This window comes from Corynebacterium sp. 045007 (genome assembly GCF_040743205.1).
Lineage (GTDB): Bacteria > Actinomycetota > Actinomycetes > Mycobacteriales > Mycobacteriaceae > Corynebacterium > Corynebacterium jeikeium_D.
The window spans coordinates 1-12,626 of the sequence record NZ_JBFLKW010000022.1 but is presented as its reverse complement, the minus strand read 5'-3'; the positions used below and the strand labels follow the sequence as shown (position 1 = coordinate 12,626).

Annotated in this window: 12 protein-coding genes and 1 rRNA gene; 1 reads left to right on the top strand and 12 read right to left on the bottom strand. The window is 60.5% G+C overall.

The window, feature by feature from the left end; all coding sequences use genetic code 11:
- The 11 genes from recN to AB1Z34_RS09980 form a co-directional block, all read right to left on the bottom strand.
- A complete protein-coding gene (gene recN / locus AB1Z34_RS10030; protein WP_256887109.1) occupies window positions 1–1,740 on the bottom strand; it encodes a DNA repair protein RecN in 1,740 nt (579 codons plus the stop codon).
- Between the two features lie 58 nt (window positions 1,741–1,798).
- On the bottom strand, window positions 1,799–2,785 hold the full coding sequence (locus AB1Z34_RS10025; protein ID WP_367158298.1) for an NAD kinase: 987 nt from the start codon (window positions 2,783–2,785) through the stop codon (window positions 1,799–1,801).
- Window positions 2,778–3,617, bottom strand: coding sequence for a TlyA family RNA methyltransferase (locus AB1Z34_RS10020; RefSeq protein ID WP_049171668.1), 840 nt, complete (start codon window positions 3,615–3,617; stop codon window positions 2,778–2,780). The genes AB1Z34_RS10025 and AB1Z34_RS10020 overlap by 8 nt, the downstream gene beginning before the upstream one ends.
- Before the next feature lie 5 nt (window positions 3,618–3,622).
- Window positions 3,623–3,892: a hypothetical protein gene (locus AB1Z34_RS10015; RefSeq protein ID WP_048733379.1), complete on the bottom strand. Its 270-nt coding sequence runs from the start codon at window positions 3,890–3,892 to the stop codon at window positions 3,623–3,625.
- A 6-nt stretch (window positions 3,893–3,898) separates the two neighbouring features.
- A complete protein-coding gene (locus AB1Z34_RS10010; protein ID WP_076773493.1) occupies window positions 3,899–4,939 on the bottom strand; it encodes an HAD-IIA family hydrolase in 1,041 nt (346 codons plus the stop codon).
- Window positions 4,940–5,048: 109 nt separating this feature from the next.
- Complete coding sequence (locus AB1Z34_RS10005) at window positions 5,049–6,206, bottom strand: hypothetical protein (protein WP_076773490.1); 1,158 nt, start codon at window positions 6,204–6,206, stop codon at window positions 5,049–5,051.
- A 112-nt stretch (window positions 6,207–6,318) separates the two neighbouring features.
- Window positions 6,319–7,230: an RNase H family protein gene (locus tag AB1Z34_RS10000; protein WP_367158297.1), complete on the bottom strand. Its 912-nt coding sequence runs from the start codon at window positions 7,228–7,230 to the stop codon at window positions 6,319–6,321.
- A 44-nt stretch (window positions 7,231–7,274) separates the two neighbouring features.
- The gene (locus AB1Z34_RS09995; protein WP_367158295.1) at window positions 7,275–8,033 is read right to left on the bottom strand and encodes an ABC transporter ATP-binding protein; all 759 of its coding nucleotides are present in this window, start codon (window positions 8,031–8,033) and stop codon (window positions 7,275–7,277) included.
- Window positions 8,030–9,073 carry an iron chelate uptake ABC transporter family permease subunit gene (locus AB1Z34_RS09990; protein ID WP_070767223.1) on the bottom strand — a complete coding sequence of 348 codons (1,044 nt, stop codon included), beginning with the start codon at window positions 9,071–9,073 and terminating at the stop codon, window positions 8,030–8,032. Before AB1Z34_RS09990 ends, AB1Z34_RS09995 begins: the two co-directional genes overlap by 4 nt.
- On the bottom strand, window positions 9,066–10,013 hold the full coding sequence (locus tag AB1Z34_RS09985) for an ABC transporter permease (RefSeq protein WP_070602722.1): 948 nt from the start codon (window positions 10,011–10,013) through the stop codon (window positions 9,066–9,068). The genes AB1Z34_RS09990 and AB1Z34_RS09985 overlap by 8 nt, the downstream gene beginning before the upstream one ends.
- Window positions 10,014–10,052: 39 nt before the next feature.
- Window positions 10,053–11,060, bottom strand: coding sequence for a siderophore ABC transporter substrate-binding protein (locus tag AB1Z34_RS09980; protein WP_367158294.1), 1,008 nt, complete (start codon window positions 11,058–11,060; stop codon window positions 10,053–10,055).
- Between the two features lie 347 nt (window positions 11,061–11,407).
- Between AB1Z34_RS09980 and AB1Z34_RS09975 the strand changes: the two genes are divergently transcribed.
- Window positions 11,408–12,412, top strand: a complete 1,005-nt coding sequence (locus tag AB1Z34_RS09975) for a tyrosine-protein phosphatase (protein ID WP_367158293.1) — start codon at window positions 11,408–11,410, stop codon at window positions 12,410–12,412.
- Window positions 12,413–12,534: 122 nt separating this feature from the next.
- Here AB1Z34_RS09975 and rrf read toward each other — a convergent pair.
- A 5S ribosomal RNA gene (gene rrf, locus AB1Z34_RS09970) occupies window positions 12,535–12,626 on the bottom strand; the annotation flags it as partial.

Sequence of the window (12,626 nt, the reverse complement as noted above, 5' to 3'; positions counted from 1 at the left end):
CTACTTGGCCGCGAAGGCGCGCCGAGCTTGATCCAGAAGATCTTGCGCATGCGCGCGTCCGGAGTCCGAATCGTCCAAGCCCGCCATCATCCGCGCGAGCTCATCAATCCGCTCCTCATCGCCCAGGCTCGTCACCTTCGACGACACCGCACCCGAGCGCGCATCCTTGCTGACCACCAAGTGGGTATCCGCAAACGCCGCCACCTGAGGCAAGTGCGTGACGACGATCACCTGGTTGTTCACCGCCAACTGCTTCAGGCGCTTGCCAATTTCCACAGCCGCGCGCCCACCAACACCGGCATCGACCTCATCGAAAACCATTGTGTGCCCGGCCTGTCCTTCGGCGAGGACAACTTCCAATGCCAGCATGATGCGAGAGAGCTCACCGCCGGATGCGGATGATGCCAGCGGACGCGGCTCGGCACCCTCGTGGGCGCGAAGCTTGAACTCAATGTTGTCCACGCCAGCGGGACCAAAGGTGTCGGCCTTGGTGATCTCCACCACCAGCGAGGTGTGCGGCATGGCCAGGCCCTTGAGCTCCTTGGTCACGGCCTGTTCCAGGTGCTTTGCGGCTTTCGCGCGGGCCTTGGAGAGCTTCCGCGCGGTGGTGCCGAGTTTCTTCTCCGCGGTTTTAATCTCTGCGGTGAGTTTGTCCAGGGCTTCGCCGGAAACATCCAGCGTGGCGAGCTTACGCTCCGCCTTATCCCGCCAGGCCAGGACACCGGCGATATCTGGGGCGTACTTGCGGGTGAGGTTCTTAATCTCCACCTGGCGTTGCATCAGCTTGTCCAAGGACTCGGTTTCCTCCGGCAGGCCGGAGAGAAACGCGCCGAGGCCCGCAGAGATCTCGGAGAGCTGGCTGGTCAGCTCATTAAGTTGGTTGGAAAAATCGGTGAGTTCCTCGTCTTCTGCGGCGGCGAGCTCGTTCGCGGCGGCGCCGAGGAGTTCGGCTGCGCCAGAGTCCTCGGTGGCGGCATCCATGCCAATCGTGCTCACGGCAGCGGCACCGTCAATGGCGGCCAGCGCCACGGCGGCAGCGTCGCGCAGGCCGTCCAGGTCCTGCATGCGGCGGATCTGGGAGGCCAAGTCCTGGTCTTCGTCCGGTTCGGGTGAGACTGCGTCGATTTCTTCGATGGCGAAGCTGAGCTGGTCGGCACGCATGGCCAGCTCACGACGCTTAGAGGTCTTCTCTTCCAGTTCTTTGACCAGGGAGCGCCAGTGTGCGCGCTGCTGACGGTAGGTTTCCAAGGTTGGCGCGATGGCATCAGCATCCATGCGGTCGATGGCCGCACGCTGCTCATCGGCGCTTTGCAGACGCAGCTGATCGTTCTGGCCATGAATGGCAATCAGGCGGGTAGAGACATCCGCCAGTGCCGCAGCGGAGGCACTGCGACCGCCAACCCACGCCCGGGAGCGTCCCTTCGCGGAGACCTGACGGGCAAGCAGGTACTCGTCATTCTCATCGCGTTCGCCGCCGAGTTCAGAAACCACAGCATCGATGGTCGCTGACTCTTCCTCCGAGAGGTGCTCGGTGGACACGCGGCCTTCCACCAACGCCTTGTCTGCGCCGGTGCGCACGCGGCCGGCGTCGGCACGCGCGCCACAGAGCAACTTGAGGCTGGTGACCACCATGGTCTTACCCGCACCGGTTTCACCTGTCAGTACGGTGAGTCCTGGGCTGAATTCAAGCGTCGCGTCCGGGATAACGCCGAGGTCGCGGATGGAAATCTCAGTCAGCATGGCGCCTGCAATCAGTCCTTCCCTTGGAAGTTGGGGTTTCGTCTGCCGTGTTTGGTGGCTATTGGGCTTCGGCGGGGCCGCGCCACCCGGACGTCGGCAAGCGGAACTTGTGCACCAGACGATCGGCGAACGGTTGATCGTCCAGACGCACCCAGCGAACCGGCTGCGCGCCGCGCTCGATTTCGATGCGGCTGCCCGGCGGCATGGTGATGTTGCGGAAGCCGTCGAGCACTACGACCGCCTCGGCGGTGTCGTGGTTGGTCTCAATGGCGATGGTCGAGTGCGGGGAGATCACCAGCGGGCGGGAGAACAGCGCGTGGGCGTTGTTGGGCACGACCAGCATGGCGTCGAGCTCCGGCCAGAGTACCGGCCCACCTGCGGAAAAGGCGTAGGCAGTGGAGCCGGTTGGTGTGGAAATTAGCACACCATCGCAGCCGTAGGAACTCACTGGGCGACCATCGACTTCCAAGATGACATCCAGCACGCCACGGCGGTTGACGTTTTCGATACTGACTTCGTTCAGCGCCCAGCCGGAGCCAATGACGCGGCCGGTGGTATCACGGACGGTGGCGCGGATGGTCATGCGATCTTCGATACGCCAGGAGCGCTTGATGACGCGACTAATCGCCTCCGTCATGGACTCCTGCTCCCACTCGGCGAGGAAGCCCACATGCCCCATGTTGATGCCGAGCACCGGCAGGTCAGCCGAGTGCGCGATGTCTGCGGCGCGTAGGAAGGTGCCGTCGCCGCCGAGGACGAGGACGAGTTCGCATCCCGACGCCGCCTGCGGGGAATGCCAGTAGCGCGGGTACTTACCGAGCGTTGGGTGCGCGGCCAGCGCCTCCGGGTTCTTACCGGCCAGGACGCGGATATCGATACCCGCGGCCTCAAGCAGCTCGGCCGCCTCTGCGGCCATTTCCAGGTTGGCGCTACGGCCGGTGTGCGGAACCAGCAGAATCTCACGCTTGCCGGCGCTGTTCTTGGGCTTGCTAATCCCTGAGCTGCTCCTCGCGCTAGTCGGTGATTCGGTCGGTGAGCTAGTCATTGTGCGGCCCCTCCTCAACAGCCTTGGCGATGGCCGCAGCCATAGCCTCATCACCAATATCGCTGGCGCCGCCGTCTTTCACCAGCCACAGGAAGAACTCCACGTTGCCGCTCGGACCCGGCAGCGGGCTGGCCACCGCCGCCCGGAAGGACAGCCCCAGAGTGCGGGCGTATTCGGCGACTTCCTGGACAACTTCCTGACGCAGTGCATCGCTGCGCACGACACCACCGGAGCCAAGGCGCTCCTTGCCCACTTCAAACTGCGGCTTGACCATCGGCAGCAGGTCAGCACCCTCGTCGAGGCAGGAAACAATCGCTGGCAGGACCAGCTTCAAAGAAATAAACGACAGGTCGCCAACCATGACATCGGCCGTGCCGCCAAGTATCTCCGGCGTCAGCGTGCGGACATTAGTTCGGTCGAGCACAACCACCCGCGGGTCGTCCTGCAAGCGCCAAATCAGCTGACCGTAACCAACATCGACGGCGTAGACGGTCTCAACATCGCGACGCAGACACACATCGGTGAAACCGCCCGTGGAGGCACCGGCATCCAGCACCTTCCGGCCCTTCAAGTCCAGACCCTGCGGCTCGAAAGCTTCCAACGCGCCGAGCAGCTTGTGTGCACCGCGCGATGCCCAGTTCTCGTCTTCTTCCAGACCACTGACGCGAATGGACACGTCGCCTGTCACCGCAGTCGCAGGCTTGGAGGCGACAAAACCGCCGACCTCCACTCGGCCGGCCTTAATCATGTCCACTGCCGCTTCACGGGAGCGAGCAATCTTCCTTCGCACCAACTCCGCATCGAGCCTGCGCTTAGGAGCTTTCTTTGCCACCGCGTTCACTTTCCTTCCCTGCGTGACGAGCCCAGGGCCTCATACAAAATCTCATGCGCCCGCTCAAACTGCGCGACTCTCTCCTGCGGAGTTGGCGCAGGTGCAGACAGTGCGGCCGCCACCTGCTCGCGGACATCCTCCGGAGTTACCTCGCGCGCGCCGGGCATCGCTGCAGGGCTAGGTGCCGGGTTAGGTACAGATGCAGGGCCGGGTTTCGGCCCCGGCACAGGACCAGACCCCTGCCCCTGCCCTGGCTTCGGTGCAACCTCACTCATCGGCTATCACTTCCGCCAGGCAGCCAGCGCCGCCTCAGCAGCCGGGCCCTCCGCGCGGACCTGCGCAACCTCGACTGCGCCAGCACGACCAGCCTCAGAGTTCCACACCACATCCACGACCGTCAGCAGCGCCGCCACCGCGGCCTCCGCCGGGTTCGCCAACCGAGGATCCTCCGTGTCACCGCCAGAAAGAACGATGACACCGGCCTCCGCGTCGTCGTGACGCGCGGTGAAACCAGCCTGCGGAGCCGGACGTGCCTGATCCAGCTCACGATTCAGGGCGGTCATGTCAGCACCGATGAGCGTCGGACGGTGCTCAGGCGGCGCTGCGACGACATCCATATGCGTGGAAACGCCCGTGACCACCATAAACGTGTCCATCTTCGCAGCATTTCCGCCCGCGATGTCGGTATCCAGACGATCCCCAATCGCCAGCGGATTCTTCGCACCCACACGCTCCGCCGCCTTAATGAACATCGGCGGCTTCGGCTTACCCGCCGACAGCGGTGCGACACCCGTGGTCGTCGAAATCGCCGCAGCGACCGAACCATTGCCAACCAGGAAACCGCGCTCCGACGGCAACGTCGTATCCAAATTCGACACCAGGAAGCGCGCACCTCGCGACACCGCCAGCGCCGCCTCCGACATCTGCTTCCACGTCATCTCACGGTTGAGCCCCTGGAAAACCGCCGCAGGGTTGTCATCAGCGGAATCCACCACGGTGTACCCCGCCTCACGAGCCAACTGCTTAAACGACTCCGCCCCCAACACAAAAACGTTCGAGCCCGGCTCAATGACCTCCGCAGCCATCTCAATGGCCGCCTGCGCCGACGTCATCACATCTTCGGCATGCACGTCATACCCCAGCTCATTGAGCTGATCCGCCACCGTCTGCGGCGCACGCGAGGCGTTGTTCGTAATAAACACCATCGGCAGCGCCGCCTCAGTCAGCCCCTCCAGCGCGTTCGGAATCGCCGCGCCGCCCTCGTAGATCGTGCCATCCAGATCCAGCAGAGCGGCATCATAGGAAGAAGCGACAGAAGCCATGAGGTGCATTTCTCCTTTTACGAAATAGGAACGCTTTACGACGAATTGTAGATGCGCGGCCGGATTGCGCCAGCGGTGGCTGGTTCTGCGAGCCGGGCGGCTGGGCTGATTACTTGCTCAGCTCCTCGATGCGCTCGCGAGCATCGAGCATCTGGTCGACATCAATCTTGGCGCAGCGGGTAAACCACACCTTCGCGTCGTCTTTACGACCGGCCTCCACCAGCGCATCAGCGTAGGCGTAGAACAGACGTGCTGCTTCGAAATCCTCACGGTCCGGGTTCAGATCCTGGGTCTCCAGCTCAACCAGAGCCGCATCAATCTGGCCCATATCGCGGCGAGCACCTGCGGCGACGATAGCCAGCTCAGTCTTGGACTCGTTGTCCAGCTGCTTGGCTTCCTCGGAGCGAGCCAGCTCGATGGCCTTCTCCGGGCGGCCGAGGCCGCGCTCACAGTCCGCCATCACCGCGAGCATGCCCGGGCCACCGGAGATGCGACGAGCAGCACGCAGCTCAGCCAGGGCTTCCTTCCACTCACCTGCGTGGTAAGCGGCGACACCAGCTGTCTCACGAACGACACCGACGCGGCCTGCGCGGTCCTTCGCTGCGCGGGCGTGCTCCAGGGCACGCTGCGGGTCTTCAGCCATCAGGATTGCGGCCATAATCATGTGACGAGCAACCTTGTCGGCGTTGTCCTTAGCCAGGCTCTTCAGATCCTGGCGCACGCTCGGGTCGAGCTCGTCTGCACGAATGTCATCTGGCAGCTTCGGCTCGTTCTTGCGGGCCTCAATGCGCTCCTCGCGGAAACCTGGGCGCTGCGGGCCGGTGCGGTGCGTACGCTTCTCATCCTGGAAGCGGCCACCACGGTTGGAGCGACGTGGCTTGCCACCACGACGGTCGAAGTTGCGGCCTCCCTGGCCACCGCGTCCGCCCGGGCCGCGACGATCATTGCGGTCGCCCCGGTCGTTGCGGTCGTTGCGGTTGTAACCACGACCGCCACGACCACCGCGTTCATTGCGGTCACCGCCGTTAAAGTCACGATCGTCGCGATCATCACGACGGAAGCCCCGCGAACCACGGGAATCGCGGTTGCCGCCATGACCACCGTGACCACCACGGCCACGACCACCTGGGCCACCGCCCTGTCCACGACGATCGTTGCGGTTGCGCCCGTTAAAGCCGCCCTCGCCACGACCATGGGAACGGTTAGACCCGCGGTTTCCGCGATTTCCTCGGCCTTCGCCGGAACGAGGACCTTCGTGCTCAGCCATGAAGTCGGAGCTCCTTATATGTAATGAGTAAAAGAATTTATGTGTTTTCAGGCTACCAGTAACCCCGGATTGCCTGATGGTCTACCTAAAAGACCAAACTTTCATACTACTGCTAAGACCTACCCACATTCCAGCCCAGCAAACGCGCGGAACCTGTGGCCTTCCCCACTGCCTGGGACAAATCCCAGACAGCCAAGCCAACCCAGCCGTCGGTAGTGAACTGCGCGGTAGCGGTGGTTCCCTCGACGCGGAGCTCATGCTCGGCATCCGAAAGCCCGTCTGGCACGGCGAGGTTGGCGCCCAGGGCGTCGTTAAGCAATGCCTTGAGGGCGCGGGCATTGCCCTGTTCAGCGCGATGTGCGGCGCGGCGGAAAACGGTGAGCGCTTCCTTGGCGGCGTCCTCGGGCGTCACGGTGGTGTCGGCAGCGAGGTCAAAGAGACCCTCCTGCTCGAAGGTTGTGGTCTTGGGTTGTTTGGGCTCGGATATAGGCGCGCCGGACGTGGTTTTTGCCGGCGCTGCATTCGCCTGTGCTGCATTCGCCTGCCCGCGACTCCCCGCACCGGCGAAACCTGGCCCCTCGGGCACTGCGGTGCCCTTCTGATACGCGGTGGCGGCGGCTCGGGCGCGCTGATCAGCGGCCTCGTTCATGTCGTGGCCGGAGTGTCCCTTAACCCACTCGAGGTGGATATTGCGGCCGACGAGCAGCTGGTCGATGTCCTGCAAGATATCGACGTTGAGGACGGGCTTGCCGTCGCGCTTCTTCCAGCCCTTGCGCTTCCACCCTGGCATCCACTTGGTAACGGAGTTAATCACGTACTGCGAATCACACAGTACGAAAAGAGGCTCGTCGGGGATGTGAGCGGTGGCGCGGAGAAGCTCGGCAAGAGCGGTGAGCTCGCCGCGGTTGTTGGTTCCCTCTTTCCATCCACCGGCGGCCCAGCAGCTGTCGTCGATATACCAGCACCACCCGGCAGGTCCGGGGTTGTGCAAGGCGGAACCGTCAACGGCAGCAGTAATAGTCATGAGGCTAGATTGTATCGGCTGCGTGGGGCCGGCTCGGAATTGGCTTAAGAGCCGTAGCAGGCGACCGGGCCGTGCGGGCCCTCGACAATGTCAATCTGAGTGTTGAAGATTGGGCTCAGAACCTCCGTACGCATCAGCTCTGAGGTTGGGCCGTGCTCAATAATCTGGCCATCCTTGACCGCACAGATGTAATCGGCGTAGCGAGCCGCGAAATTGATGTCATGTAACACGACCACCATGGTGCGACCCAACTCGCGCACTGCAGTGCGCAGGTGCGACATGATGTCGACCGAATGAGAAATGTCCAGGTTGTTCAACGGCTCGTCGAGAAGCACGTAATCCGTCTCCTGACAGAGCACCATTGCGACATACGCGCGCTGACGCTGACCGCCCGAGAGCTCGTCCAAGTAGCGACCCTGGAGCGACTCGAGGTTGAGGAACTCGATGTACTGAGAGATGATGCGCTCATCCTCGGCGGTCAGGCGCCCCTGGCTGTACGGGAAGCGGCCGAAGCTGACTAGCTGGCGCACGGTGAGACGGGTGACGAAGTGATTGTCCTGACGCAGAATCGACAGCACCTTCGCCAGATCCTTCGACTTGGTCTTGCCCACGTTGTACGGGCCGACGTTGATGTCGCCGGAATCGACGGCCAGAAGGCGGCCAATCATAGTCAAGAGCGTGGACTTGCCCGCACCATTCGGCCCAATCAGAGCCGTAATCGCATTGGTTGGAATTTCCAGGTCAACGGGGCCAATTGACACCTCGCTGGTATAGCTCTTGCTTACACTGTCGAGGAGAATCATAGCCGTCCCTTCTTCAAAACGACGTAGAGGAAGATCGAACCGCCAACCAGCTCGATGATGATGGATACCACGCCCTGGGCATAGAAAACGTGATTAAGGATGAAATACGCACTGGCCAGCGTGACGTAGCCAATCAGCGCCGCCATCGGCAGCACAAAGCGGTGGTCATAGGTATCCGCAGCCTGGTACGCAATGGTCGCGACCAGGAAGCCGAGGAATGTCATCGGGCCGACCATAGCCGTCGATACTGCCATCAGCACCGACACCGCAACCAGCACGGTGATGGACCGAACCTGGTAATTCACGCCCAGATTCGTCGCGACTTCACGCCCCAACGACATGACATTGAGGGCCCGCGAATGCAGCGCAATCACCACGATTGCCGCAATCACCAGCGGGATCGCCACCGGGAAAAACTCCGGGTCCGCGTTGTTGACAGAGCCGAACAGCCGCGCCGTCAGCAGGTCAAAATCCGAAGGCGTCAGCATGCGCTGCATAAATGTCGATACCGAGCCCAGCCCGCCACCGATAACAATGCCCACCAGCAGCATGCTGTGCATATCCGCGCCCTGCCCAGTCAGCAGCCACGCATACAGCACCAGCGACAGCCCCACCATCAGCACGAGCTGCAGCACAAACGCCCCAACCGAGCCGGCATTCATCAGACCTGTCGCCCCGAAGAAGTACACCGCAGCGGTACTGATAGCCACGTACAGCGCTTCAAACCCCATAATCGACGGCGTAATAATTCGGTTATTCGCAATCGACTGGAACGCCACTGTCGCGACGGCATGGCAGCAGGCAACCACAATCATGGCAATGACGGCATCAAGGCGCCGACGCGCAATCAGCCAAAAACCATCCGTCCCGAACGGCAACGGGTTGTCCCACGCGAGCAGGCCCGCCGTAAACAACACTGCCAGACCCGCCAGCACAGCAATGATAATCCAGTACCTGCGCGCCGCGGCACCCGTACTAAACGACGTCGTTTGCGGGCCAACTTGGTTGGTTCTAGCTGTAGTTGAACTGAGATTAAGCACGACGCCGCTCCACAATCAGATAGACGAAAATGGCAGCACCCAGGATGCCGAGAATTACCGATACCGGGATCTCGAACGGGGCGATAATGACGCGGCCAATCAAGTCCGCGACCGTCACAATGGCAATGCCCACCAGGCATACCCAGGGCAGATTGGAGCGCAGATCATCGCCACGGAACATGGAGACAATGTTGGGGACAACGAGGCCCAGGAAGGGCAGATTGCCCACCACTACCGTAACCAGGCCCGTTGCAATGGCAATCAGGCCGGTGCCCAGGAACACGATTCGCTTGTAGTTCAGACCGACGTTGGTGGCAATGTCCTCACCAAGCCCCGCAACCGTTAACCGATCGCTGAATACGAAGACAATCGCAACCACAATGACGACCAGCCACAGGAATTCGTATTGCCCTTTATAAATGGCAGTAAAAGAGCCTGCGAACCACACGCCTAGCGACTGCAGCATGTCCGTCTGCAACGCAAAGAAAGTCGAAATCGAACTGACTACCGCACCCAACATGATGCCCACGATGGGCACAACCAGACTTGACTTCAAAGCGACACGGCGCAAGAACAGGAAGAACACTGCCGTGCCGATGAAAGCGAAGATGATTGCCCCGCCCATCCGGCCAAGCATCGAGGCCGAAGGAAAGAAATACATCACGAAAATCAGGCCGAGACCAGCCCACTCCGTGGTTCCCGTGGTGGTGGGTTCGACGAACTTGTTGCGCGTAAGTAGCTGCATGACCAAGCCACACATCGCCATCGCGGCACCCGAGAGCACTAGTGCAATGGTTCGCGGTATACGCGTAGTGGCGAACATCTCCCAGCCGTCGTCGGCGCCCAGGATGTCGTATTGGCCTACAAACAGCGACATAGCCACCAGGACTGCCACAAAGGCAATCCCGATGGCTAGTCGGGAATCCAGTAACTTCTGCATAGAGTTGGTGAGGTACTCCTGTGACTGGTCAGAGAACTATTAGGCCTGCTCGAAGGCGTCGGCAAGCCCGTTCAGAATCTCCGTGTACGTGATAATGGACTCGTTGGTGTAGGTGTCCTCTGGGGCGTAGTAGATCTTGCCCTCCTTGACTGCCTTCACGTTCTTCAGCGGAGCAGCCTCCTCGACCACAGACTGTGCCGAACGGTACTCATCGGTACCGCGGACAGAGGTGCCGGCATCGCGGTCAAGCACCATGATGAAGTCCGGGTTCGCCTCAGCGATGGACTCGGCGGAAATCTCATCACCCTGGTGGTCATCGCTGGCCTTGTCGACCTCCAGCGCCGGCTTCATGCCAATCAGGTCGAACAGCGGGCCGTAGGTACGACCAACAGTCGGAGCAATGTAACCGAGGGTGCCGCCCGACGAGTTAAGTGCCATGACCTTCACGTCCGGGTTGTAAGCCTTGCGGGCGCGCTCCAGAGCCTTGTCAAAGTCAGCGATGAGCTGATCGGCCTCCTTCTCCTTACCGAAGATGGTGCCCAGGCCCTTAGCGTGCCGCTTGAGCTCCTCGTCCAGTGGCTTACCCTCGCGCGGCTCAAACTCCACAATCGCGGAGTTCGGGGCAAGCTTCTTCAGGTCATCGTAGTACTGACCGAAACGCTGACCGTTCACAATCAGGTCCGGGTCAGCAGCAGCAACAATTTCGAGATTCGGCTCGCGGTGATTGCCGATGTCCTGAATGTCAGGGTTGTCCTTGTAGTCAGGAATCGTGAACGGAATCAGCTGCTTCGGAGCTGCCGCCAGCTTAATACCCCACTGGTTGAGCATCTCGAAGGAACGGTTATCCGTGGCCACAACAGAGTCAATCTCGGCAGGTACGGTCTGCTCACCGTGATTATCAGTAACGGTAATAGTAGACTCGTTGCCTGCAGCTGCAGACTTATCCTCGTTACCGGCATCAGTAGAACATGCACCAAGAACAAGTCCAAGGCTCGCAACAGATGCAACTACAATATTGCGAATACGGCCGGGGTTTGAACGCGCCACTTAAAGGCATCCCTTCGGTCACAGTACGATGGTTAAACAAACGCCACTAAGACGCCGTTACCCAATCACTTACTTAGGTAATCATTACCTGTGAGACATTAGCTTAGGGTTCCCTATTTAACAAGTAAATGCATTATGAAATTGCGCAATATTTAGGGCATATTTCGAACTTGTCTTAGTGTTGGCTAATTTGCAATGGTAGCGGGCATTTTCCGAGTAGTGCAGCCAGGTACCCCCGTTACGTTCTTACCGCGTTCCAAAGGACCTTATTGCGCCGGCGGGGCTATGCGAGAAAGAGCTTTTCTTATAAGTTGCCGAAAACCTGAAGCACACTAACCTCATTACCCGTGAATACAACTAACCTGGGCCGCGCGAACCATCGCGCTCAAGCCGCTGGCCTAACCGCGGTCCTACTTCTACCACTCGGCACTATGACCCCAGCGCCCGCATCGGCCAGCCCTGACACCTCGCTGTTTAATGCAGTCACAACAGGGATTAGTGCGACCGAGACACAGGCCGCCGGACAGTCTGCTACCACCACGGCGCCTACCAGATCTCAAACCCCTATCGAGTCCGGCTCACTCTCCTCACTCAGCAACTTCCGCGATGTAGCGGGAAGTAGCGCCAACCCAATCATGACCGAGGACGGTCGCCGTATCCGCCAAGGCCTCGCATACAGGTCAAATGCTTTACGAGAGCCAAGCGACGAAGATCTTGCCCGCATGATTGAGGCAGGTGTGACACACGTCGTGGATTTGCGAAACATTAAAGAGCGCAACGAATCCCCAGACGTCTTGCCCGACGGCGTGACTTACCAAGTAGCGGACATCATCGGTGTTCGCAATGGCTTGGGCTTTGTGAAGAATCCTGTCGTAACTACTGGCGAGCAGCTCTACGGCCACGCGCCCGAGTTCTACGAAGCGGCGGGAGACAGCATCAAAGCGCGTGATGCAGAGATTTTCGACGATGAAGTGAAATACTTCGGCCAACTGCTCGGCTATGAATTGATGATTACCGGAGAAGCACCGCGAACCGCTTGGAAGGATCTTCTCCAAGCACTCGCATATGAAGACGGCGCCGTCGTTTTCCACTGCAGTGCTGGCAAAGACCGAACCGGCCTCCGTGCCGCGTTCCTCTTGGCCATCTTGGGAGTTAGTTACGAAGCAATCGAGCAGGATTTCCTTGCCAGCAACGCTTACCTCAATCGTGAAGACGCGGTAGACAAAAAGTGGCTCAAGATGTCGTGGGACGCTATCGAAGAGAACTACGGTACTTTCGACAACTTCGTCCGACAAGGCATCGGGCTTTCCGACGCCGACATCAACCAATTGCGCCAGAAGTATCTGGTATAGCGCCACGCCTTACCACAACAACCGTCGTTGAATGTTGTTTACTCGTGGGTAACAAAAAGTGGGCCGCAGCACCCAACCCCACACGGGAACTGGCTACCACGACCCACACAATAAACTTTTTATGCCGGCGGCGACCTACTCTCCCACACCCTCCCGAGTGCAGTACCATCGGCGCTGGTGGACTTAGCTTCCGGGTTCGGAATGGGACCGGGCG